The sequence below is a fragment of the Roseomonas fluvialis genome (genome assembly GCF_022846615.1).
Classification (GTDB): Bacteria; Pseudomonadota; Alphaproteobacteria; order Acetobacterales; family Acetobacteraceae; genus Neoroseomonas; species Neoroseomonas fluvialis.
The window spans coordinates 5,102,183-5,125,985 of the sequence record NZ_AP025637.1; the positions used below are offsets into that span (position 1 = coordinate 5,102,183).

20 protein-coding genes are annotated in these 23,803 nt (G+C 73.0%); 14 read left to right on the forward strand and 6 right to left on the reverse strand.

Features of this window, described 5'->3' with window-relative positions; genetic code table 11:
* Positions 1–53: 53 nt before the first annotated feature.
* Positions 54–2,732 carry an SLBB domain-containing protein gene (locus MWM08_RS24470; protein ID WP_244457074.1) on the reverse strand — a complete coding sequence of 893 codons (2,679 nt, stop codon included), beginning with the start codon at positions 2,730–2,732 and terminating at the stop codon, positions 54–56.
* A gap of 118 nt (positions 2,733–2,850) precedes the next feature.
* Between MWM08_RS24470 and MWM08_RS24475 the strand changes: the two genes are divergently transcribed.
* From MWM08_RS24475 to MWM08_RS24525, 11 genes are all read left to right on the forward strand, one after another.
* Positions 2,851–4,506 carry a heparinase II/III domain-containing protein gene (locus MWM08_RS24475; protein WP_244457075.1) on the forward strand — a complete coding sequence of 552 codons (1,656 nt, stop codon included), beginning with the start codon at positions 2,851–2,853 and terminating at the stop codon, positions 4,504–4,506.
* On the forward strand, positions 4,503–5,438 hold the full coding sequence (locus MWM08_RS24480; RefSeq protein WP_244457076.1) for a hypothetical protein: 936 nt from the start codon (positions 4,503–4,505) through the stop codon (positions 5,436–5,438). The genes MWM08_RS24475 and MWM08_RS24480 overlap by 4 nt, the downstream gene beginning before the upstream one ends.
* 238 nt (positions 5,439–5,676) lie before the next feature.
* The gene (locus MWM08_RS24485) at positions 5,677–6,915 is read left to right on the forward strand and encodes an O-antigen ligase family protein (RefSeq protein WP_244457077.1); all 1,239 of its coding nucleotides are present in this window, start codon (positions 5,677–5,679) and stop codon (positions 6,913–6,915) included.
* Complete coding sequence (locus MWM08_RS24490; protein WP_244457078.1) at positions 6,884–7,480, forward strand: sugar transferase; 597 nt, start codon at positions 6,884–6,886, stop codon at positions 7,478–7,480. The genes MWM08_RS24485 and MWM08_RS24490 overlap by 32 nt, the downstream gene beginning before the upstream one ends.
* A 36-nt stretch (positions 7,481–7,516) precedes the next feature.
* Complete coding sequence (locus MWM08_RS24495) at positions 7,517–8,710, forward strand: DegT/DnrJ/EryC1/StrS family aminotransferase (protein WP_244457079.1); 1,194 nt, start codon at positions 7,517–7,519, stop codon at positions 8,708–8,710.
* Positions 8,711–8,714: 4 nt separating this feature from the next.
* Positions 8,715–9,971: a glycosyltransferase family 4 protein gene (locus MWM08_RS24500; RefSeq protein ID WP_244457080.1), complete on the forward strand. Its 1,257-nt coding sequence runs from the start codon at positions 8,715–8,717 to the stop codon at positions 9,969–9,971.
* Positions 9,971–11,041 (forward strand): non-hydrolyzing UDP-N-acetylglucosamine 2-epimerase, encoded by a 1,071-nt coding sequence (wecB, locus tag MWM08_RS24505; protein WP_244457081.1) that lies wholly within the window; start codon positions 9,971–9,973, stop codon positions 11,039–11,041. The genes MWM08_RS24500 and wecB overlap by 1 nt, the downstream gene beginning before the upstream one ends.
* 65 nt (positions 11,042–11,106) lie before the next feature.
* Positions 11,107–12,336: a glycosyltransferase gene (locus MWM08_RS24510; RefSeq protein ID WP_244457082.1), complete on the forward strand. Its 1,230-nt coding sequence runs from the start codon at positions 11,107–11,109 to the stop codon at positions 12,334–12,336.
* 233 nt (positions 12,337–12,569) lie between these two features.
* Positions 12,570–14,084, forward strand: a complete 1,515-nt coding sequence (locus MWM08_RS24515; RefSeq protein ID WP_244457083.1) for a class I adenylate-forming enzyme family protein — start codon at positions 12,570–12,572, stop codon at positions 14,082–14,084.
* Between the two features lie 316 nt (positions 14,085–14,400).
* A complete protein-coding gene (locus MWM08_RS24520) occupies positions 14,401–14,871 on the forward strand; it encodes a hypothetical protein (RefSeq protein WP_244457084.1) in 471 nt (156 codons plus the stop codon).
* Positions 14,872–15,113: 242 nt separating this feature from the next.
* Complete coding sequence (locus MWM08_RS24525) at positions 15,114–16,094, forward strand: Bug family tripartite tricarboxylate transporter substrate binding protein (RefSeq protein ID WP_244457085.1); 981 nt, start codon at positions 15,114–15,116, stop codon at positions 16,092–16,094.
* A 100-nt stretch (positions 16,095–16,194) separates the two neighbouring features.
* Here the strand turns inward: MWM08_RS24525 and MWM08_RS26375 are convergent, their stop codons facing one another.
* Entirely contained in the window at positions 16,195–16,329 is a 135-nt protein-coding gene (locus MWM08_RS26375; RefSeq protein WP_255751375.1) for a hypothetical protein, read from the reverse strand.
* A 443-nt stretch (positions 16,330–16,772) separates the two neighbouring features.
* Positions 16,773–18,029: an FAD-dependent monooxygenase gene (locus tag MWM08_RS24530; protein ID WP_244457086.1), complete on the reverse strand. Its 1,257-nt coding sequence runs from the start codon at positions 18,027–18,029 to the stop codon at positions 16,773–16,775.
* Positions 18,030–18,212: 183 nt separating this feature from the next.
* Here MWM08_RS24530 and MWM08_RS24535 point away from each other — a divergent pair, with 183 nt between their 5' ends.
* Together MWM08_RS24535 and MWM08_RS24540 are read left to right on the forward strand one after the other, a co-directional pair.
* Positions 18,213–18,551: a P-II family nitrogen regulator gene (locus MWM08_RS24535; protein WP_137125843.1), complete on the forward strand. Its 339-nt coding sequence runs from the start codon at positions 18,213–18,215 to the stop codon at positions 18,549–18,551.
* An 11-nt stretch (positions 18,552–18,562) separates the two neighbouring features.
* Positions 18,563–19,933, forward strand: a complete 1,371-nt coding sequence (locus tag MWM08_RS24540; RefSeq protein ID WP_423815997.1) for an ammonium transporter — start codon at positions 18,563–18,565, stop codon at positions 19,931–19,933.
* Positions 19,934–20,190: 257 nt separating this feature from the next.
* Here the strand turns inward: MWM08_RS24540 and MWM08_RS24545 are convergent, their stop codons facing one another.
* Both MWM08_RS24545 and htpX read right to left on the reverse strand, forming a co-directional pair.
* Positions 20,191–20,451: a hypothetical protein gene (locus MWM08_RS24545; protein WP_244457087.1), complete on the reverse strand. Its 261-nt coding sequence runs from the start codon at positions 20,449–20,451 to the stop codon at positions 20,191–20,193.
* Positions 20,452–20,695: 244 nt separating this feature from the next.
* Positions 20,696–21,631 (reverse strand): zinc metalloprotease HtpX, encoded by a 936-nt coding sequence (htpX, locus tag MWM08_RS24550; protein WP_244457088.1) that lies wholly within the window; start codon positions 21,629–21,631, stop codon positions 20,696–20,698.
* A gap of 37 nt (positions 21,632–21,668) precedes the next feature.
* Here htpX and MWM08_RS24555 point away from each other — a divergent pair, with 37 nt between their 5' ends.
* A complete protein-coding gene (locus tag MWM08_RS24555; RefSeq protein ID WP_244457089.1) occupies positions 21,669–21,842 on the forward strand; it encodes a DUF1674 domain-containing protein in 174 nt (57 codons plus the stop codon).
* 721 nt (positions 21,843–22,563) lie between these two features.
* On the opposite strand, the gene MWM08_RS24560 is transcribed toward MWM08_RS24555, so the two are convergent.
* Positions 22,564–23,739: an MFS transporter gene (locus MWM08_RS24560; protein WP_244457090.1), complete on the reverse strand. Its 1,176-nt coding sequence runs from the start codon at positions 23,737–23,739 to the stop codon at positions 22,564–22,566.
* Between the last annotated feature and the right edge of the window lie 64 nt (positions 23,740–23,803).

Genomic DNA, 23,803 nt, shown 5'->3' on the forward strand with positions numbered 1-23,803 from the left:
ATGCCCCAAGCGGGGGGTCCGGGGGGCTGGCCCCCCGGCACGCGCCCGCCATCTCAGCGCTGCGCCTCGCGCGCGATCACCGCCAGGGCAGCGGCCGAGACCGAGATCTGGCCGAGCACTTGCGTGAGGTCGCGCACGAAGCCCCAGGTTTCGTACGGCGATGGGTCTTGGGGAACGACCACCAGGCTGCCGGGTGGCACGGGTGGGCCGCCTTGTTGCCAGGCCGAAAGACCCGCCGCGGTGGATTGTCCGTTGGGCAGCACGATGAAGGCGCGGGAGGGGTCGGCGAAGCGTTGCGTGCCGCCCGAGGCGCGCACGTAGTCGGAGGCGCGCCACCCGGTGCGGAACTGCAGGGAGCCGGGGTTGAGCACGGTGCCCACGACCGTGACCTCGTTCGGTCGCTTGGGCATGGCGATCACGTCGCCCGGTTCGAGCAGCACGTCCAGTTCGGGGCGCGCGGCGAGGATGACCGGGTTCGATTCCACCACCATGCGGCCTGCGGCGCGGGCTTCGCGCAGCGAGTTCGCGAGTTCGCGCCCGGCGTTGATGGCCGAACCCAGGTCGGTCTGCGCGCCGCGCGTGCCGGCGACGGCCTGGCCGGCCGCGACCTGGATCAGGCTGGTCTCGAGTTCGCGCGCGGTGCGCTGGAAGCCTTCCTGCTGGCGCTGGCGCACCGATTCGCGGGTGAAGACGGCGCCGTAGGGGTAGGCTTGCGGCGTCAGCCCGCCGGCGCGTGCGATGACTTCGGACAGGCGCTCGCCGCGGCGGATGTCGTAGGTGCCGGGGCGCAGGAATTCGCCCACCAGGATGACCGGCCCGGTATCGCGGTCGCCGAAGGCGCGCGGGATGCGGATGGTGTCGCGGGGTGAAAGCCGCACCGCCGCGAAGTTGCGGCTGGTGAGGTCGAGCCGCGTGCGCGCGAGGGGAATGGCCCCGGTCTGGTCGGCCGGCTCGCGGGCGAATTCCACCACGCGCAGGTCGGCGGCATCCGACAGCCCGCCGGCGGACGCAATGGCTTGATCCAGCCCGGTATTGTCCACGATCGGCAGCAGGCCGGGCGTGCGCACCTCGCCGGTCAGCACCACCGTCTGGTCCAGCAGGAAGGCCGCCAGGTCCGGGTAGTCCACCATCACCTGCGGGCAGGTGGGTGCGCCGATCTCGGGGAAGCCGGCGCCCTTGATGTGCGCGAAGCGCTGCGGCGATGCGCGCGAGGCGAGTGCCAGCGGCGTGAGTGCCGCGCAGTCGAAGGGGGCCGCGCCGGCCTGCTGAGCGGTATTCGCCGGCGCTTCCCCGCGCAGCGCGCGCTGCACCACCGGCGATGTCAGCCAGGCGATGTCGCCGCGGCCAAGGATGATGACCTCGTCCCCTTCGCGCAGCGCCAGGTTCGCATGCCCTTCCAGCACGCGGCCGAGGTCGAAGGGCACGAAGCTGCGCGACCCGGTGCGCGCATCGGCGCGCCACACCGCACCCAACCGCACATAGGGGTCGTTGCGCAGCAGCCGGCGGTCGCTGATCAGCCCGCGCAGGGTCTGGGATTGCCGCCCGCCGGCGGCTGCGCGCGTGACAGGGATGGCGACATGCCCCGCCAGCCGTACCGTATTCGCCACCACGTCGGCGCCGGGCTGCACCAACACCGCGTCGCCGCGGCGGATCATGGATGTGGGCGCCAACTCGGCGAAGGATCGCCGCCCGGCGCCGTCGCTCTGCTGCCCCAGTAGCCGGTTGCCGCCGGGCCGGATGGTGCCGCCGGCCAGGGCCAGCATGTCCGCCAGCGGCGCGGCGGTGGCGCGCGCGGGCAGTTCGTAGATGGCCGGGCGCGCGACATCGCCGGCGACGGCGACGGTGCCGCCCACCGGCGGCACGATGATGCGCTCGCCCTCCCGCAGGGACAGGTCGGCATCGCCCGGCGCGTCGGCGATCACGCTGTACAGGTCCACCACGCGGCGCCCGCGCGGGCCCTCGATTCGGATGGCGCGCAGCGATCCGGTCTTGCGCACGCCCCCGGCGGCCGACAGCGCATCGAGCACGGAGGACAGCGCATTCAGCCCCTGGAAGCCCGGGCGCAGCACCTCGCCGGCGACGAAGACGTTCATCTGCCGCACCTGGCCGATCGAGACGAACACCTCCGACCCCGCCAGGTCGCGCGCCGCCAGGCCTTCCAGGTGCGCACGCAAATCCTTCAGCGACTTCCCCGCCGCCGGAATGGGCGCGAGGTCGGGCAGCAGCAGCATCCCGTCGCGCCCGATGCGCAGCGTCAGCGTCTGCCGCGCCCGGCCGCGGAAGGCCAGCACCAGCTCGTCGTCGGGGCCGAGCACATAGTCCTCGGGCAGCGCGCCAAAGCCCTGCGTCGGGGCAGGGCCGCTCCGAAACGTGTCGTAGCCGAATTGCCGCAGCACCGGCGGGTCGAGCCGCGCGGCAAAGAAGGCCTCGGCGGCCGAAAGCGGGTCCTGCGGCTCGGCGGCGGGCGGCAGGGGCTGCGCCTGGAAGGCGGGCAGCGGCGCGGTGCGCGGCAGCCCCGCCGGCGGGCCCCGCGTGGCACCGGCATCGAGCAGCCGCTGCAGCGCATCCTGCTGGCCGGGCGGCAGGCCCGGCAGGGGCGTGCCGTTCGGCAGCACCGAGGGCAGTGTCGGCGGCGCCAGCAGCGGCGAACCGCCCGGCAGCGACTGCGCCAACGCCGCCGGCCCGGCCATCGCGACGGACAGCAGGACGCTCAGAAAACGGCAGCGGCGCAACAGGCCGAGCATCGGCGGGTCGGCAACCTCCCGGAAACGTCAGGCGCTCATGTCATCGCCTGTTTACAACTTATTGGTGATTCTGCCTATTGTCCCGCGTTCATTCGCGGAGCGTCGCGTGACGCGCAGCGCCGTCCTCGCCGAGACACCACCGAGGCCCGCACCAGCAGCCCGCCGCTGGTGGCTGGTGGCCGATGCCGCCTGGCGGCTCGGGCCGCGCGCGGTGGCGCTGTTCGCCTGGCACCGGGCACGGATGCGGTTGGGGCTGGCGCGGCGCGCGCTGCCGGATGCGCCGGTCGCGCCGCGCGCTGCCTCGCCGTGGCATGGCCCCTTCGACGGCGCGGCACATGCGCTCGACCTCGACCTGTTCGCGCCGGGCGACATCCGCCCGGTGTGGGAGGCAAACCGGCTCGGCGCGCTGGTGGCGCCGGGCGCGGCGACGACGGATGCGCTGCTGGCCGACTGGATCGCGGCGAACCCGCCCTTCCGAGGCCCCGCCTGGGCCTGCGGGCAGGAAGCCGCTCTGCGCGCGCTGCACCTGTGCCTGTTCGGGGCGCTGCATGGCCCGGACCGCGTGCCGCGTGCCGTGCTTGCCGCGCATGCCCAGCGCATCGCCGCCACGCGTGCCTATGCCGCCGCGCAGGACAACAACCACGCGGTCAGCGAACCGGCCGGGCTGTTCGTGCTCGGCCTTGTGCTGGATGACGCCGCCATGGCGCGGCGCGGCGCGCGCGACCTGGCCCGCGCGGTGGCGCGGCTGGTCACGCCGGATGGCGCCTTCGCGCAGGCCTCGCCGGGCTATCACCGGCTGCTGCTGGACACGATCGCGGTCGCCGAGTGGTTCCGCCGCCGCCACGGCGCGCCCGGCTTCGCCGCGCCGTTCACGCAGCGCGCGCGGGCGGCGACGGTGTGGCTGCACCGCGTGGCCTCCGAGGGCGGCGCGCTGCCGCGTGCAGGCGCCTGCGACGATTCCGCCCTGGCCGACCTGTCGGGCGCCGGGCCGGCGGATGCGCGCGGCAGCCTCGAGCGCGCCGCGCGCCTATTCTGCGACGCGAGCGCGGGCCACCCCGATGATTTCGGCTGCGGGATGCTGGGCATTCCCTGCCCCGACGCGGTGCTGCCGCGCGGCGGCGCCTGGCGCAGCGCCGGCTGGCGCGGGGAGACGCGCGGCGCGCTGTCGGTCCTGCTGCGCAGCGGCGCGCCGCTGCGCTTCCGCCCCGCCCAGGCGGACCTGCTGCACCTCGACTTCCGCATCGGCGAGACCGTGCTGCTGCGCGACGGCGGCACCGGGTCCTACAACCCGCCGCCGGGCGGTACCTGGTGGATCGAGGCGCTGGCCGGCACCGCCGGGCACAACACCATCGCCTTCGATGGCGAGGACCAGATGCCGCGCGTCTCGCGCTTCCTGTTTGCGCGCTGGCCGCGCTGCCGCACCCTGCCGGACGGCGCCGTGCTGCGCGACTGGCGCGGGCGCCGCCACGCACGGCGTTTCACGCTCGACGATCGCCGCCTGACGGTGCGCGACGAGGTCGGCGGCACTTTTGCCGCGCTGACACTGCGCTGGCGCCTCGCCCCCGGCGATTGGCGACTGACTGCGACGGGCGTGGACGGCCCGGCGGCGCGCATCGCCATCGCAGCCGATGGGCCGCTGCGCCTGCGCCTGGCGCAGGGCTGGGAGAGCCCAGCCTACGGCGTGGTGGTCCCCGCACCGGTGCTCGAAGCGACGGCGCGCAGCCTGGTGTCGCGCCTGACCACCGTGGTGGACCTGACATGATGCCGCTGCCGCTGCTGCTGCGTGGGCTGTGGGGCGTGCGTCGCGGGCTGTGCATCGCCGCGCTGGTGGCCTGGGCCGTGGGTGCGGCGGTGGTGTTGCTAATGCCGCGCGCACATGTCGCGCAGGCGGTGGTGGCGCCGGCCGAGACGACGTCCTTCGCCGTGTCCTCGCTGCTGTCGCCCTCGCCCTTCGCGCCGGGCGGGCTGCTGGACACGCGGCCCACCGGCAATTTCGCGGTCTACCTCGGTGCCATGCGCAGTCCGGAAGCCGCGGCGTTGCTGGCGCGCGAGACCACCCTGCCCGCATGGATCGAGGCGCGCCGCGCGCAGGGCCTGGGCGGCACGCTGCGCGCCGTCCTCGGCGGCGCGCGCCCGGCCGATGCGGACGACGTGCAGGATTGGCTCGAGCGCAACCTCGCGGTGACGCAGTCGCTCGCCTCCGTCACCTGGACCATCGAACTGGCGCATGCCGACCCGGCCCTGGCGCTGGATGCGCTGCGCCGCCTGCACGGCTTCGCCGAAGCCAAGGTGCGCGCCGACCTGGCCGAACAGGCGGCGCGCCGCGTCGCCGCGCTGGAACGCCGCCTGGCGCGCGAAAGCGACATCTTCCTGCGCAACAGCCTTTACGAATTGCTGGCGCAGCAGCAGCGCGCCGGCCTGGTGGTCGCGGCGGACGAGGCGGTGGCCGCGCGCCTGGTCTCGGCCCCGATGGTCGAGGCGCGGCCGTCCCTGCCGAACCGATCGCTGCTGCTGGCGCTGCTGGCGGTGGCGGTGCCGATCGCGGTGCTGGCGCTGGGTGCGGCGCTGCTGCTGCTGCGGTACGACCCGGTGGCGACGGTGGCTGCCGCCGCGCCGTCGCCGCGACGCGAACCAACGGTGGCGCGCCCGCAGCCGGAACGCCCGCCGGTGCTGCCGCAGGTGCCGGGGGAATGACGCGGCGCGCGGCACCGGCTTCGGCGCGCGCGTGGCCACCGCCCGATGCGCGCGGAATCACGCCGCCTTGGTGCCGTGCGACGCCCGGCGCACGTGGCGCCCGGGCAGGCCAGCCGCGCATCGCGCCGGCCGCGCCGGGCACGGCGACGCGGATGCATCGTGCGGACGGGCCGATCGAATATTGCGGTGCGGCGGCGCGGGGCATCCGATCCGTCGCGACGCGTCGCGCGGTGCGACCATGAACGCGGTCGCGCTCGGCACCGGCGTGCTGGCCGCGACGCTGCACTTTGCCGGCGCGCTGAAATCGGCGCCACTGCTGGCCGGCCTGCCCTTCGACCTGACGGCGGCCGCGGCGGTCGGGCTGTTGGCAGTCATGCCGGTCTTCCTCGCGTCGCGCGGCTGGCGCGCGGACCCCGCACTCGGACTGCCGCTCGCGGCCTGCGCGCTGCTGTGGCTCTGGATGGTGCTGGCCGGGGCCTGGAGCCCATCCTCGGTCATACTGCACGCCAAGTTGACGGATGCGGTGCTGCTCGGTCCGGCCATGCTGGCGGCGGGGCTGGCGATGGCGGGCGATAGGCGCGCGCTGTGCGCCCTGGCAGATGCCACCATCGGCATCGGCGCCTTTGTCGCCGGTGCGATTGCCTGGGGCCTCGCGACCGACCGCGTGGTGCTGGGCGGCGCACCCGGCGCACATCCCGACCTGGTGCGGGTGCAGTACCAGATCGCGGGGCTGGCGATCGCCTCCGCCGCGGCGTTGGCCGCCGTGCGGGCGGCCGAGGCGCGGCGCTTCGCGCCCCGTGCGGGCTGGCTTGCGCTGGTCGCGCTGTTGGGCGCCGCGGCGCTGCTGCCGGGCGGGCGGGCGGCACTGGCTGCACTGGCGTTGGCGCTGGCCGCGGCTCCGGCCATCGCGCTGTGGCGCGCGGGGCGGCGCGGCCTCGCACTCGCTTGGCCGGGCGCGGTGCTGGGTGCGGCGGCGGGCGTGCTGGCGCTGATCCTGGCCGACCCCACGCTCGCGGCCGGGCTGCGCACGGTGGAGCGCCTCGCGGAGGGCGATGTCGCGCAATCGTCGGGCCGGCTGGCGCTGTGGCGCGCCGCGCTCGACCAGGGTGCCGCCGCGCTGCCCTTCGGCCTGGGCACCGGCGGCTTCACCACGGCGGCCGGCTTCGGTGAGCGGCGCGGCATGTACCCCCACAACCACGCGCTGGAGGCGCTGGCCGAAGGTGGGCTGCCCGGCCTGGTGCTGTGGCTGGCGGCCTTCGGCGGCAGCGGCGTCGCGGCGATGCTGCTGGGCGCGCGCGCGGAAGGCTGGCGCGCCGCACGCATCGCCGCGCTTGTGTTGCCGGTGGCGCTGTCGGTCATGGTCTCGACCGATCTCGGCAACCGCATGGCGTGGTTCGCGCTGGGCCTGGCGCTCGGGCTCGGGCTGCGATCGCAGGAGGGCGGCGATGTACGCGCGCTTCGGCAAGCGGGCGCTTGATGTCGCCGGCGCGGCGGCGTTGCTGGCGCTGCTGGCGCCGGTGCTGCTGCTGCTGGCGGTGGCGGTGCGCGTCGGGCTCGGCGCGCCTGTCCTGTTCCGCCAGGTGCGCGCCGGGCGCGGCGGCGTGCCCTTCGCCGTGCTGAAGTTCCGCACCCTGCGCGATGGCCCGGGCGAGGATGCCGCGCGCATGACGCGGCTTGGCGCCGTGCTGCGCGCGCTGGCACTCGATGAACTGCCGCAGCTGGTCAATGTGCTGCGCGGGGAGATGAGCCTGGTCGGCCCGCGCCCGCTGCCGGTCGGCTATGTCGCGCTGTATTCGCCGCGCCAGGCGCTGCGGCTGCGGCCGCGCCCGGGTCTCGCGGGCTTGGCGCAGGCCGCCGGGCGCAATGCGGTGGGCTGGGACAGCCGGCTCGAACTCGATGCCCGCTATGCCGAGGCACCGCTGTGCCTGTCGGCCGACCTGGCGCTGCTGCTGCGCTGCGCGGCGCTGGCGCTGTCGGCGCGCGGGGCGGCGGCGACGGGGCATGCGACGATGCCGGCTTTTCGTGGATCGAAGCGATCATAACTCTTGGTTGAATTAGTTTTTTCATAATACACTCTGGTGGTGAATTACCTGGTCTCGTCCCGACCGCCGCCCACCCCACCGAATATCGGCGAGCGCGGCGCGGGCCGGCGCATCCACCTCTCCGCACCGCATCTGGCCGGCGACGAGCTGGACCGCCTGCGCCAAGTGCTGGAGAGCGGCTGGGTCGCACCGGCCGGCCCCACCATCGCCGCCTTCGAAGCCGCGATCGGCGCCGCCACCGGATTTCCCCATGTGCTCGCGACATCGTCGGGCACCGCTGCGCTGCATCTCGCCTACCGCGTGCTCGACATCGGTCCGGGCGACGAGGTCTGGGCGCCCGGCTTCACCTTCGTCGCGACCGTGGCGCCGGCGGTGCAGATGGGCGCGGTGCCGCGCTTCCTCGATGTCTGCCCGAAATCCTGGACGCTGGACCCCGGCCTGCTGCGCGCCGAATTGCGCGCCGCGTCCCGGCGCGGGCGGCTGCCGCGGGTGGTGGTGGCGGTGGACATCTACGGCCAGGCGAGCGAGCTCGACGCCATCCTGGCCGCCTGCGCGCGCTACGACGTGCCGGTGCTGAGCGACAGCGCCGAGGGGCTGGGCGCGATTGCTTGCGGCCGGCCAGCCGGGCGGGGGGCGCGGGTCGCAGCGTTCTCGTTCAACGGTAACAAGATCGTCACCGCCGGCGGCGGCGGCGCGCTCGCCACCGACGACCCGGTGCTGCTGGCGCGCGCGCGCCACCTGGCCAGCCACGCTAAGGACCCCGCGCCGCACTACCAGCATTCGGCCACCGGGCATGCCTACGGGCTGTCATCGGTGCTGGCGGCGGTGGGCCTGGCGCAGGTCGCGGTCCTGCCGCAACGGGTGGCGGCGCGGCGCGGCATCTTCGCGCGCTATGCCGCCGCGCTGGCCGACCTGCCGGGACTGGCTCCGATGCCCGAGCCGCGCTGGGGCCGTTCGACGCATTGGCTGAGCGCCATCCTGGTGGACCCCGCCCGCGCCGGGACCAACCGCGACAGGGTGCGCATCGCGCTGGAGGAAGCCGGCGCCGAATGCCGCCCGGTCTGGAAGCCGTTGCCCGAGCAGCCGGTGTTCCGTGACGCGCCGCGCGCCGGCGGGGCGGTCGCGCGCGGGCTGTTCGCGCAGGGGCTGTGCCTGCCCTCGGGCACCGGCATGACGGTGGCCGACCAGGACCTGGTGATCGACGCGATCCGCGGCTGCTGGCGCGCGTGAGCGCATGCGCATCCTGTACCTGCACCAGCACCATTCGGGTCCGGGCGGCAGCACCGGCACGCGCAGCGACGGGCTGACGCGCGCGCTCGCGGCGCGCGGCCATGCGGTGACGCTCGCCTGCGGGCGGTACGAGGGCGCCGTGAGCGGCCTCGATGGTCCGTTCCGCCGCGGCCGGCGCGAGGGGCGCGTCGGCGCCGTGCGCGTGGTGGAATTCGACATCCCCTGTGGCAATGCCATGGGCCTGCGCGCGCGCGCCATCGCCTTCCTGCGTTTCGCCGCGCGCGCGACGCACCTCGCGATGCGCGGGGATTTCGACCTGGTGGTGGCGTCGTCCACGCCGCTCACCGTCGCGATCCCGGCGCTGGCCGCCCGGGCGCTGCGTTCCACACCCTTCGTGTTCGAGATCCGCGACCCCTGGCCTGAATTGCCGCGCGCGCTGGGCGGCGTGCCGCGCCCGGTGCTGGCGGCGATGGACCACATGGCCGATGCCGCTTGCCGGCGCGCCGCCGCTATTGTGGCGCTGTCGGACGGCATGGCGCAGACCGCGCGTGCCCGCGGTGCCGAACCGGCGCGCGTGCATGTGGTGCCCAATGGCTGCGACCTGCACCTGTTCGGCCCGCATGTCGCGTCGTGGCGGCCCGCCATCGCGGCACCCTGGGAATGCCTCGCGGTCTATGCCGGTGCGCATGGGCGGGCGAATGGGCTCGATTCGCTGCTCGACGCAGCGGCCGTGCTGCGTGACCGCGGCGAAACGCGCCTGCGGATCCTGTTGGTGGGCGATGGCGGGGCGAAGCCCGGCCTGGTCGCGCGCGCGCAGGCCGACGGGCTGTGCAACGTCACCTTCCTCGACCCGATGCCGCGCGCGCGACTGGGCGCGCTGTACGCCGGCAGCCAGGTCGCGCTGCACCTGCTGGCCGGGCTGCCCGAATTCGCCGAATGGACCGCGCCCAACAAGATCATGGACGGGCTCGCGGCCGGGCTGCCGGTGGTCACCAACCAGGGCGGGCGCGCGGCGCGCATCGTGGCGGAGGGACCTTCGGGCATCGCCGTGCCGGCGGGCGATGCGGCCGCGCTGGCCGATGCGCTGGCGCGGCTGGCGGACGATCCGGCGCTGCGCGTGCGCATGGGCGCGGCGGCGCGGCGCCAGGCAGTGACGACCTGGGATCGCCGCCTGCTGGCCGAGCGCTTCTGCACCGTGGTCGAGGATGCCGCACGGCCGGTGCCCTCCGCACCCGGCGCGCTGGCCGGCGCGCCGCGGTGATGCGCGCGGTGCTGCACATGGTCGCGGCCGCGCGGCCGAACCTGCCGAAGCTCGCCGCGCTGTGGCATGCGCTGGCCGAGGCTCCGCCGGTCTGCACGCCCGTGCTGGTGCACACCGGCCAGCACCACGACGCGGCGATGTTCGGCGACCTGCTCGACGACCTGGGCCTGCCCGCGCCGGGGGTCTCGCTGGGCATCAGTGGCGGGTCGCATGCCGAACTGACCGGGCGCACCATGATCGCGGCCGAGGCCGCCTGGCAGCGCGACCGCCCGGCCATGGTGGTGGTGGCGGGCGATGTCGATGGCGCGCTGGCGGCGGGCCTCGCAGCGCGCAAGCTGCGGATCCCGGTGGCGCATCTGGAAGCCGGGCTGCGCTGCGGCGATGCCGACATGCCCGAGGAGATCAACCGCCGCGCGCTGGATGCCATCAGCGACGTGCTCTGGGCGCCGGACGACGCCACCGCGGCGCGGCTGCGCGCCGAGGGACACGGCGCGGCGCGCGTGCGCGCGGTGGGCAACGCCATGGTGGACAGCCTGCTGCGCCACCTGCCCGCGGCCCGCGCGCGTCCGCTCCCCGCCGGGCTGCAGCCCGGCGGCTATGGTATCGTGACGCTGCATCGCCCGGCCAATGTGGACGACGAACCCGCCCTGCGCGCGCTGGTCGCGGCGGTCGAGGACGCGGCGAGGGCACTGCCGCTGGCCTGGCCGCTGCATCCGCGCACGCGCGCCCGGATGGACCGCTTCGGCCTGGGGCCGCCGCGCGGCGTGCGGATGCTGCCGCCGCTGCGCTACCTCGATTTCCTCGCGCTCATGGCCCATGCGCGGCTGGTCGCGACCGACAGCGGCGGCGTACAGGAGGAAGCGGCGGCACTCGGCCTGCCCTGCCTGACGCTGCGGCCGTCCACCGAGCGTCCGGCGACACTGGACGCCGGCGGCAATCGGCTGGTGACGGCGGCAGGTCTGGCGGACGCGATGCGCGATCCGCCCGGCCGCGCAGCGCCGATCCCGCTGTGGGATGGGCGCGCGGGCGCGCGGATGCGCGACCATCTCGCGGAACTGCTGGCGCCATGACGACTGCGGCGCGGCATGGCGCAACGCGCCGACCGGCGGGCGTGTCGGGCGCGGATACGGCGCGCATGGACACGAGCGTGCCGCAGTTGCGCGGTCCGGACGGCGACGGCGCGATGCGCCCGCGCGAAGCGGCACCACCGGACGGGACGCGCAGCGCGCGCGGCGCTGCCGCATCGCACGACGCCGCCGCGGCACGCGTGCTGCTGCTCTCGGCCGCGCATCCGCCCGCCGACACGCGCGTGGTGCGCAAGGAAGGCGCGGCCCTCGTGGCCGCAGGTTTCGATGTCTTGCACCTGGGCCCCGGCGACACCGATGCGCCGGCGCAGGTCGATGGCGTGCGCATCCTGACGCACCGCCACCGCCGGCTGCGGGGGCTGCTGGCGTTGGCACGCGATGCCGCGGCGCTGCGGCCCGATGCCATCCATGCCTCGGAACCCGATGCCTGGCTGGCGGCGCTGCTGGCGGCGCGGCGCTGCGGCGCGCGCGTGGTGCTGGACGTGCACGAACACTATCCGTCGCGCCTTGATGCGCGGCTGCCGGCCTGGTTGCGGCCGGTCGCGAGCGCCGCCATCGCGCGCGCCTGCAGCTGGATGGGCCGCGCGGCGGATGCGGTCGTGGTGGCGAAGGACGGGCTCGATGCGCCCTTCGCGGGCGCGCGGCTCGTGGCGGTGCGCAACTACGCGCCCGCCCCTGTGGTGCCGCCGCGCGCGCACGCCGCCGGGCCGGTCACGCTGGTGCATCTGGGCGCGCTGGGGCGCGCACGAGGCTGGGCACAGATGCTCGATGCGCTGGCGCTCGGCTCGCCCGCCACGCGGCTGCTGCTGGTCGGCCGCTTCACCGATGGCAGCGAGGACGCCTTCCGCACGCGCGCCGCGGCACTCGGGCTGGCCGACCGCATCGAGGTCACCGGCTGGCTGCCGCAGGATGCCGCGCTGGCGCGGCTGCGCGGCGCCGACATCGCGCTGGTGCTGTTCCAGCGCGGCGAGGAGAACCACCGCCTGGCGCTGCCGCACAAGCTGTTCGACGCCATGGCGGCCGGGCTGCCGGTGATCGCACCGGTCTTCGCCGAGGAAGTGGCGCAGGTGGTGCGCACAGCCGGCTGCGGCCTGCTGGTCGAGACCGGCGACGCGGCGGCGGTGGCGCAGGCGGTGGCGGCGCTGGCCGACCCGACACGGCGCGCGGCGATGGGCGCGGCCGGCTGGCAGGCGGCGCGGACGCGCTTCGCATGGGAAGCCGAGGCAGCGCGGCTTGTTGCGCTGCATCGCGACCTGGCGGCGCGACGCCCGGCGGTCTGACGGCGGGAGGCCGCACAGCGGGAAAGACGTGCGGTCGTGTCGAGCAGTATCGTGGCCGGTGCCATCGGGCAGTGGCTGGACGCTGCGGCAGGCGGCGGCCCTGATCGCGGATGGATTCGCGCGCCGGGCTTCCGGAGAATTGTGCGGTGCCGCCGCGCGACAGCGGACCGTGCGGCCGGCGACCTGCGCTGCCGCGGTTTGACCAGCGCACCGCGCCGGCCGACCTTGCGGCCATGCGGGATGGAATTGCCTGGTCGAACGACCTTCTCACACTCGCGGCGCGCTTCGGTTCGCGTGTCGCGGTCACCGATGGCGTGGCGCGGATGGACTTCGCCGAACTCGCCGCCCGCGCGCATGGGCTGGCGCATGCGCTTCGCGTGCCACCCGGCGCGCCGGTCGCGACCCTCGTGCCCAACGGCGTCGATGCGCCCTGGGTCAGCATGGGCGTCACCATCGCGGGCGCGGCGGAGGTGCCCGTCAACGCGCATTCGACCGATGCCGAAATCGCGTGGTTCGCGCAGCTCGCGGGATTCCGCCGCGTGCTGGCGCCGCGCGCGCAGGCGGGCCGCCTGGCCGCACTCGGCCTCGATCCCTGGCCGATCGAGGATGTGGCGCCCGACGCCGCAGCCGCGCCGCTACCGCCGGTGCCGGCCGACGCCTGGGGGCGCATCCTGTTCACCTCCGGCACCACCGGGCGGCCCAAGGCGATCGTGCATACGCATGGCGGGCGCTGGACCGCGCACCTGCTGCAGCGCGCCGTGCTGCCCTTCACACCCGGCGCGGGCGACCGCGTGCTGTTGATGACGCCCTATGTGCATGGCGCGTCGCTGATCGCCGCCGCCTGGCTCGAACAGGGGGCGGAAGTGGTGCTCCAGGACGGCGTGCGCGCGGACGCGGTGGAACCCATCCTGGCCGCCGGCTGCCCCGCGATCTTTGCGCCGCCCACGGTGCTGGCGAAGATTCTTTCGCTGTTTCCCGGCCGGCGCTTCGCGGGCACGCGGGTGATCTTCACCGGCACCTCCACGCTGTCGCGCGAGGTGTGGCGCCGCGCCGCGGAGGCCTTCGGCCCGGTGGTGCGCATCACCTACGGCATGAGCGAATGCTTCAACCCCATCACCGTGCTGGAACCGCCCGAGGTGGCGGAGGTCATGGCCGCGCCCGACAGCGGGCTTGGCGCCTGCCTTGGCTGGCCCGCGCCGGGTGTCGAGGTCGCGGTGCGCGGCGAGGACGGCACGCCGGTTCCGCCCGGCGACGCCGGCGAGATCCATCTGCGCGCGCGCCACATGAATGCCGGCACCATCACCGGCGCCGGCTTCGTCGCGCGCCCGCCGGGCGCGTGGCACCGCACCGGCGACCTCGGTGCGATCGACGCGCGCGGGCGGCTGCACCTGTCGGGCCGCGCGGCGGATGTGATGAAGTCCGGTGGCTACCGCATCCATCCCGGCGAGATCGAGGCCGCGTTGGATGGCGCGGCCGGCGGGCGCGCGGTCTGCGTGTTCGGCATCCCGTCGGACTATTGGGGCGAGGTGATCGTGGCGGTGGCGGAGTCCCCGCCGGAGGGCTGGGCGGACGACGCGGCAGCGCGGGTCGCGCCGTTGGCGCGGCACAAGCGCCCGCGCGCCTGGCTCGCGCTGCCCGAATTGCCGCGCAACGCGCAGGGCAAGGTGGTGCGCGCGCGCGTGCGCGAGGCGCTGCTGGCGACGCATGCCTTCGAGGACGGACCGCATCCGCGGCTGGTGGCGCGCTGATTCCACTGGCGAAGTCGTCGACCGGTTGAAGCCACATGTACCGACCCTCAGACGCGTCGTGCCTGCGGCACGCCTCCAGACACGTCGTGCCGCGGAAACCTCCGGGTCCCTCGGTGTCGTCCTTCTGGCGCTCGGCACGAGTCAAAGCCGCGTGCGGTTGGTGCGGGTTCGCGCGCGGGCGCAGCGACGCTGTGGCCTGCGCGCCGCAGTCGCCGCCGCGCACACCGTATCTTCACGGCGCCGGTGCAATTTCGCCTTGCCGCCGCGCGATGCGCGGATGAAATATCCCGACCGACGCAAAACCGGAGGATCAGCTATGTTTTCGAGACGCACTCTTGCCGGCGCCGCCGCACTGGCCCTGGTCGCCGGCGGCGTCGCCGCGCAGAACTACAACCTGCGCCCGTCCTTCGGCACGGCGAACCTCCGCTTCAATTTTGCCCCCGACCCCTTCGTGGTGAACGTGACCGCCGGCGGCACCATTCCGGCCGAACGCATCGGCGGGCCGGGCTGCGTCGGCACCATCGCGCAGGCGCCGGATGTGCGGCTCAATTACCAGGCCGGCGGCGGGCTGCCGCTGTGGATCGGGGCGCGGTCCAACGCCGACGTGACGCTGGTGGTCAACCTGCCGAACGGGCAGTGGATCTGCAACGACGACTTCCAGGGTACCAACCCGGGCATCGTGCTGCGCCAGCCCATGTCCGGCCAGTACGACATCTGGGTCGGCAACTACGATCGCGGCCGTGGCATCCCGACGCAGGTGTTCTTCTCGGAAGTGCCCCCGCGCTAGACCACACCCCCATCAGACGGGCTCGTCCGATCGGGTGACGATGTTCGCTCATGCAACTGGCTCGATACGCTGCAGCGAGCCAAGGCGAGCGGAGGCGCCCTGGGTGCGTGCTTGAAGCGCGCGGCACCGGCCCGCCCCATCCCGGGCATGGTCGCGCGCCGGGCTTGTCGCGGCGGGCGCGGCATGCTCAGACAATGGCAACGTGCGGGGAAACCGCCCGGATGACTGGGAGAAATCGCCCAATGCGGATCGATCGCCGCGCGACGCTCGCGCTCATGGCCGCCACCCTGCCCACGGTGAAGGTCGCGCACGGTCAGGCCGCGCCCTGGCCCAACCGGCCGATACGCATGGTCATCCCGTGGCCGCCGGGCCAGGCGACCGACCTGGCCGGGCGCGTCATCGCGCAGCGGTTGACCGAGAAGCTTGGCCAGCCCGTGGTGGCCGAAAACCGGGCCGGAGCCGGCGGCACCATCGGCACCGATGCGGTCGCGAAGTCGGCGCCCGACGGGTACACGCTGCTGGCGGGGTCCTCGGGGCCCTTCACCATCGCGCCGCTGCTGCAACGCCTGCCCTACGACACCACGCGGGACTTCGCGCCCATCGCGATGTGGGGCGTGTCGCCCTACCTGCTCGTGGTGCGCCCGGACTTCCCGGCCAACACCATCCAGGAGTTCATCGCCCTGCTGAAGGCGCGGCCCGGGCATTACACTTTCGGATCGTCCGGCCGCGCCGCCACCGCGCACCTGATCATCGAGGCCTTCAACGCCCGTGCCGGGGTCGATGCGCTGCACGTCCCCTTCGCCGGCAGCGCGCCGTCCATGACCGCGCTGATCGGCGGGCAGATCAACTATTCCATCGAAACGCTGGCGGCGACCTTCCCGCTGGTTCGGCAGGGCGCGCTGAAGGCGCTCGGCATTTCGCTGAAGGATGGCAGCACGCTTGCTCCGGACATCCAGCCCTTCGCCCGCGTGCCCGGCTTCGAGGGCTTCGACGCTGGCGCCTGGGTGGGCCTGGTGGCGCGCGCAGGCACCCCGACCGCGATCGCCGAGCGCCTGGCGCTGGAGGTCGAACAGGGCATGGCCGACCCCACCGTGCGCAGCCGCTTCGAGAGCATCTTCGTCGAACCCGTGCCGCGTGGCCCGGCGGCCTTCGCGACCTACCTGGCGGAACAGCGCGACCTGTTCCAGGGCATCATCGCGCGGCAGAACATCCGGCTCGACTGAACGGATTGCCAGGGCCGGCACCTCTGCCGGCCTTGGCAGCGCAAGACGCCCGCGCCACCCCGGGCATTTGCCGGAGGCCGGCGCGTGGCCGCCGGCCGCATCAGGCGAGCAGGCTGGCAGCCGCCAGCAGGATCACGGCCCACAGCGCCAGCGACGCGAGCACCACGAGCCCGAGGCGCACACCGACCGGTCGCCGCTCGAACCAGCAATTCAGCCCATCCCACCAGCCGTGCATGCCCCGCGGTCCGGTCGATCCCTGATTGAAGGACCGGGCGGTGGAGCCGGTCGTGGTACGCGGAGACTTTTCCGGCGCCATGACAGCGTAATTCCCGCAGTGACGATACAAATTGATAGAAGATTTCTCGCAAGACAGGCGACTGAATTCCCTATCGTTGCGCAAATAGCTTGCATGCATCTTACGCATGTGCAGCAAAACTTCGGCCGCAGCGCGCTTTCGAGGCGGCGGGGGCGCAGCAGGGGCGCGGGTCAAGGTGCAATACAGGCGCGAGCTCGCACCGCTTCATTCCCCGAGCGATGCAATCATGGGTATCCCGAAGTCTCGATCACTCGATGGCAAATCTACAGATCACTTGGATACGTGATCGTCCGCCATTACGCCGGGGGGACTTGACGGGATGCGAACGCCCAGCCCGTGCCACCGCACCGGCGGTCGGGAGGTCAGCGCGCGCGCGCAATCCCCTGCCCACCCAGCAGCCCGGCGGCCCCGCCGCCGAGGCCCATCGCCCGCGTCGCGAAGAAGCGCTTGAGCCCCGGCAGCCGGTCCACCGCCGCGATGCCCAGGCGCCGCGCGATGCGCACAGGCGGCAGGCGGGAGGAGAACAGGCGCTCGAGCACATGCGTCGCCCCCAACATGACCAGGCTGTCCGGCCGCCGCACCGCCTGGTAGCGCGCCAGCACCGCCCCACCCCCGGGGTCCTGCCCGGCATTGACCGCCTCGATCACCGCCTCGGCGAGCGCGGCCACGTCGCGGAAACCGAGGTTCAGCCCCTGCCCTGCGATCGGATGGATGCCGTGCGCGGCATCGCCCACCAGGGCCAGGCGCTCGGCCGTGAAGCGGGCGGCGTGCATGGCGCTCAGCGGGTAGGACCAGCGCCGGCCGATCGGCGTGATGGCCCCCAGGTGGTCGCCCATGCGCGCGGCGATCTGCCGGCCATAGGCGGCATCGTCCATGGCCAGCGCCGCCTTCGCGATGGCAGTACGTTCGGTCCAGACGATCGCGCTGACATTCGGATGGCCCGGGATGCCGTTCATCGGCAGCTGCGCGAAGGGGCCATGCGGCAGGAACTGCTCAAGCGCGATGTTGCGGTGCGGCTTCTCATGCGCCACCGCGCCGACGATCCCCATGGCGTGGTAATCAAGCCGAGCGGCGGCGATGCCGGCGGCGCGGCGCAGCGGGGAATTGCGGCCCTCGGCGCCGACCACCAGGCGGGCGGTGACGCGCTGGCCGGTGGACAGGCGCAGCGACGCGCCCTCGGGGCCGCGCTCCACCGCCGCCTGGGCGGGGGCAAACACGTGCAGGCCCGGCGCCTGCGGCAGGCGTGCGTTCAGCGCCACACGCAGGGACCGCGCCTCGACCATCCAGCCGAAGGGTTCCTCGCCCACCTCGGCATGGTCGAAATGCAGCGACAGTGGGGAGGCAGGCTCGCCCGGCCTGCCATCCGCCACGCGGATGCCCAGGATGGGGCAGGGGGCCTCGGGCAGCCGGTCCCACACGCCGGCCGCTTCGAGCAGCCGCTTGGATGACAGCGCGATGGCGTAGGCGCGGCCGTCGAACTCAGGCAGTTCCATCGGCGGCAACGGGGCCGCGTCGACCACCGCGACGGTCACGCCCGCGGCGGCGAGGGTGGCGGCGAGGGTCGCGCCGACCGGCCCGGCGCCGATGATGGCCACGTCGACATCGAGGGTGCTGTCCATGCGCCCAATCTAGGCGCCCGCGGCAGGAGCGCCAGCCCGCCCGCGACGCAGGCATCTGCACAATTCGCGGTCATTCAGCCGGGGGCGCGGCCGTCCTCCGGCGGCTGCCCGCCGCGCGGCGGTCTGGCACGGCTCTTGGAAGCCTTGAGGTCGCGTTTGCCCCAGAGAGGAAAAGCACGGGCCATGAAACTGGTGATGGCTGTCATCAAGCCCTTCAAGCTGGACGAGGTGCGCGAGGCGCTCACCCCGCTCGGTGTCCAGGGGCTGACGGTGACCGAGGTGAAGGGCTTCGGCCGGCAGAAGGGCCAGACCGAAATCTACCGCGGCGCCGAATACCATGTGAGCTTCCTGCCCAAGGTGAAGATCGAGGTCACGGTGCCGGACGAACTGGCCGACGCGGTGGTCGAGGCGATCGCCACGACGGCCCGCACGGGCAAGATCGGCGACGGCAAGATCTTCGTGCTCGATGTGGAGCGCGCGCTGCGCATCCGCACGGGCGAGACCGACGGCTCGGCGCTGTGAGCCCCCGGGACATGCACGGAAAGGATGATACGACAGTGAAGCGCATCTTCGCGCGCTGCGGGCTCGCCGCGGCAACCCTGCTGTTCGCGGCACTGCCCGCGCTGGCGCAGGACGACCCCAAGGTCGACACCGGCGATGCCGCCTGGATGCTGACCTCGACCGCGCTGGTCCTGATGATGACCGTGCCCGGCGTGGCGCTGTTCTATGCGGGCATGGTCCGCAAGAAGAACGTGCTCGCCACCATGATGCAGTCCTTCTTCATCTGCGGCCTGGTGTCGGTGCTGTGGATGGTGGCGGGCTATTCCATCGCCTTCGGAAATGGCGGCACCTACGCGCCCTATATCGGCGACTTCTCGAAGGTGCTGCTGGCGGGCATCGCGGAGAACTGGGACAAGCCCTTCACGCTGGGCAGCGGCGACGCGACGGTCGCCTTCACCATCCCGGAATCGATCTTCGTGATGTTCCAGATGACCTTCGCGGTCATCACCGCCGCGCTGATCACCGGCGCGGTGGCGGACCGCATGAAGTTCTCGGCCCTGGTGTTCTTCATCACGCTCTGGACGCTGCTGATCTACAGCCCCATCGCGCATTGGGTATGGCACCCGTCGGGCTGGCTGTTCGTCGATGGCGCGCTGGATTTCGCCGGCGGCACGGTGGTGCACATCAACGCCGGCGTCGCCGGCCTGGTGGCGGCGATCGTGATCGGCAAGCGCGTGGGCTACGGCAGCGACAACATGTCGCCGTTCAACCTGGGCCTGGCCGTGATCGGCGCTTCCCTGCTGTGGGTGGGCTGGTTCGGCTTCAACGCGGGGTCGGCCGGTTCGTCGGGCGGCGGGCGCGCGGGCATGGCCATGCTGGTCACGCAGCTTGCGGCCGCGGCGGCCGTGCTGTCCTGGGTGTTCGCCGAGTGGATGATCAAGGGCAAGCCGTCCGTGCTGGGCGCGATCTCCGGCGCAGTGGCGGGCCTGGTAGCCATCACCCCGGCAGCGGGCTTCGTGCTGCCGGGCTCGGCCGTGATCATTGGTATCGCGGCCGGTCTGGCAGGGCTGTGGGGTGCCACGGCGCTGAAGCATGCGCTGGGCTATGACGACAGCCTCGACGCCTTCGGCATCCATGGCATCTGCGGCATCGTCGGCGCGCTGATGGTGGGCTTCCTGGCCTATGGCCCACTGTCCGCCACCACCGCCGCGCCGGACGGCGTGTCGGGCTCGATGGAGCAGTTCATCAAGCAGTGCACCGCGGTCGGTGCCACCATGGTGTTCACGGCGATCGGCACCTTCATCCTGCTCAAGATCACCGACCTGGTGATCGGCCTGCGCGTGAGCGAGGAGGAGGAGCGCGAAGGCCTGGATGTGACGCTGCATGGCGAGCGGCTGAACTGAAGCACCGCGGCGCCACGTGGGCGCGGCGGGAAGGCGCGGCGGGCAACCGCCGCGCCTTTTTCATTTGCGTCCTGCTTGGCTGCGTCGGCGCTGCGCCGCAGCGGCCACGTACGGCGATCGCCCAAGCAGGCGCCTGATCCACGCGACAGGGCCTTAGAGCCGTGTTCGTTCGCCTTGGCTCACTGTAACGACTCTAGCCCGTTGTTTTCGCGAGCATCTTCGCCCGACCAGATGATTCCATCTGGTCGGGATCTGCTCTAGGCGGGCCTGATGAGAAGCGTCTCGCGCCCGACCACGTCAGGGTTGACGCCACTTTCGTGGCGGAGCGCGATCCGAAACTGCGCCCAGGTATCTCGGTCCTCCGCCATGGCGTACGGCAGCGCCGACCGGAGCACGTCGAACAGATCGCCAGCGGTCCCGATGGTGGCCTTTTCGGCCGGGACACCGAACGCCTCGTCCACGTCATGGATCGCATAGACCTCATCGAGGTCACCGCGCAGGGAGAGGTGGGGCAGCACGAGACAGTCTCCTGAGCGGGATCGTATGCGACGCCGCCAGGCGTGGTGACCGGAACCGACACTGATCCGATCAGGCCGCCTCACCCGAAGGACGACCAGCCCGTGTCGATCCCACCGAAATTGGCGGCAGCGGTGCCACGCAGACCAGCGCTACGGGAGCGTTCCCACCGTCGCTGACCGAACACATCCGCCCTTCCTCATCGCGCACGCCGCGATGCGTTCGCGTGGCGAAAGCGCGCCGGCTTCACCCCCAGGGATTGCGCTTGCCGCCGCTCCACGGCCCGGGCGCGTTGGGCGCGGCGAGCCGAGGCCCACCCCCACCCTGCCCCATCCGTGCCGCCAGCTGTTCCAGCGCCGCGACGCGGTTGGCCGTGCGCGGATGGGTCGAGAACAGGTTGTCCATCCGCGCCCCGCTAAGCGGGTTGATGATGAACATATGCGCCATGGCCGGCGTCGCCTCGGCGCGCTGGTTCACGATCTGATGCGCCTGGTATTCCAGCCGCTGCAATGCACCCGCCAGCGCCAGCGGGTCGCCAGTGATCTCGGCCCCCACGCGGTCGGCCTCGTATTCGCGGGACCGGCTGATCGCCATCTGCACAACGGCGGCGGCGATGGGTGCCAGGATCAGCATGAGGATCATGCCGATCGGGCCGAACGGGTTGGAATTCCGATCGCGGTTCGCGCCCCCGAAGATCATGCCGAAATTCGCCAGCATCGAGATGGCGCCCGCCACCGTGGCAGTGACCGTCATGATGAGCGTGTCGCGGTTCTTGATGTGCGCGAGCTCGTGCGCGATCACGCCGGCTACCTCATTCTCCGGCATCAGGTTCAGCAGCCCGGTATTCACCGCCACCGCCGCGCTCGCCGGGCTGCGGCCGGTGGCGAAGGCATTGGGCTGGTCCTCATGGATCACGTACAGCGCCGGCATCGGCAAGCCTGCGCGCTGCGCCAGCATGGCCGTCATTTCGTAAAGCCGTGGCGCATCCTGCGGGCCGATCGGCTGCGCGTTCTGCATGCGCAGCACCATCCGGTCGCTGTTCCACCAGGCAAACAGGTTCATGCCGCCGGCGAACAGCAGCGCCAGCACCATCCCCTGCTGCCCACCGATGGCGAAGCCGAGCCCGCCGAACACCGCCGTCAGTGCCGCCAGCAACACCGCGGTACGCGCATAGCCGCCCATGTCCAACTCCCTCGCGAGTGCCTACATCAGGATGGCCATGACACAGACGCCAGACAACGACCCCGTGCCCGCGCCGCCCCCGCCGGCCGCGCGCCCCGCCGCAACGCCAGCCCCGGCGCCGAAGTTGCCCAAGGAGATCGGCGGCCCGACAGGCCCCGAACCGACCCGCTTCGGCGACTGGGAACGCAAGGGCCGCGTCAGCGATTTCTGAGCGGCTTCATTCGTCCCCGGGAGGTGCCGTGCCGAAGGCACGCCTCCGGCATGCCGCGCCCAGGCACGCTTGCAGCGTGGAGCGCCGGCCTGCGCAGGCCTGGCTTCGCGCCGTGCACTGCCGCGCTGGCCGCGGCTGATGGCCTGGGCGCGGTCGCGCCATGCACTCGCCGGGTCACGGCACGATCCGGTGTTCGGCCCTCACGCGCCCGCTTGTGTTCACCCCGCGCGCTGGTGTGCTGCACGCCGCTGACGCGCCAGGCGCGGTCGCGCCACACGCCGCCGGATCACGACGCGATCCGCTTCGGAAGCCCTGCAATCGGCTCGCCCGACTCGGCCGCGCGGCCCGGACGAAGCGCGAACGTCCTGGTGGCCCATACCCCGCGCGCACCACAAGAGGTTGATGCGGGTCCGTGCCGCGCGCCCCGTTCCCGCCGCGTGCCAACTCGCGCCGGAACAGAGTGATCGCAGCCACGATCCACGCCGGCGCGACTCGGCGCCGCGCGCCGCACGAAGCGCGAACGCCCTGGTGGTCCTTGCCGCATGCGCACCACAATCCCTTGATTTCAGACGCTTGCGCGACTCGGCCCCTGCGCGTCAGCGATTCGTTCGCGCGACTCGGACCAAGTGCTTGATTCGACATAGGTCGATTCTCCCGACCCGACGGACAGAATCATGGTCTGTTCCAAACCGCCGGTGGCGATGCGCAGGCGATCCCGCCGTCAGGCCGGGCGCCGCGCCAGCATCCAGGCGAGGCCGAACAGCAGCACCGCTGCCACCGCCAGCGACACCCCCAGGCCCACCACTGCCCCGCCCAGCCCAAACACCACCGGCCCCAACGACTGCCCACTGAAGAAGGAAAATGCGTGCAGCGACACCGCGCTGCCGCGGAACTGCTGCGAGAGTTCGGTCGCCCGCGTCTGGATCGCGTTGTGGATCATGTAGAAGGCGATGCCGAGCAGGAACCCCGCCGTCGCCATGACCCAGAAGGCCGGCGCCACGGCAAAGCCCAGCAGCGCCAGCGCGCCGATCCCACCGCCAATCCGCACCACCCCCGCCTGGCCGAACCGCGCCAACAGCGGCCGCGCCATGGCCGCATATGCCAGCCCCCCCACGCCGAAGGCGCCGATCGCGAGCCCCGCCTCGGTGGTGCCGCCGATGCCGCGCGCGATCATCAGCGGCGCCAGGAAGGGGAAGGACCCGAAGACCAGCCCGCCCTCGGCCGCAACCGTCAGATACAGCGGGATGGCGTTGGGGTTGGCCAGGATGGTGCGGTATCGCTTGGCCGCCACCACGGGGTCGTAGCGCGTGACCGGTTCCGGCGCCGCGCCGCGCGCCGCCAGCAGCAGTGCGACCGCCCCCGCCACCGCAGCCAGTGCACACAGCAGCAGCATCCCGCGCCAGCCGAACACCGCCGCGACCGGCCCTGCGATGGCCCCGCCCGCGATCTGCCCCGAGATGCCGAAGACCAGCATGCGCGACAACGCCACCTGGCGGTCCTTGAGCGGCACCGCATCGGCCATGATCGCGAGCGTGAGTGGCATCATCCCGCCCGCAGCCGCGCCCGACAGCGCGCGGAACGCCATCAGCCACCCCAGCGATGCCGCGATAGCCGAAGCCACCAGCATCACCGCCAGCAATCCCACGCAGATGGTGACCACGCGCCGCTTGCCCACCGAATCCGCGACCGGCCCCAGGATCGGCTGCACCAGCGCGAAGGGCAGCGTATAGGCCGTGCCGAGCAGCGCCGCCTGCGCTGCCGTGGTACCGAAATCCAGCGCGATATCCGCCACCACGGGGTCCGTCGCGCGCGTCGCCAGCGCGCCGGCAAAGACCGCCGGCCCATACATGGCCAGCACCCGCCGCATATTGGCATCGCTGCTCGGGGGTGCGGTCACCGTGGCGTCCCTGCTGCCCTGGTGACAGCCAAAAGAAGGAGGGGGTGCGGGGGAGTTCTCTTCC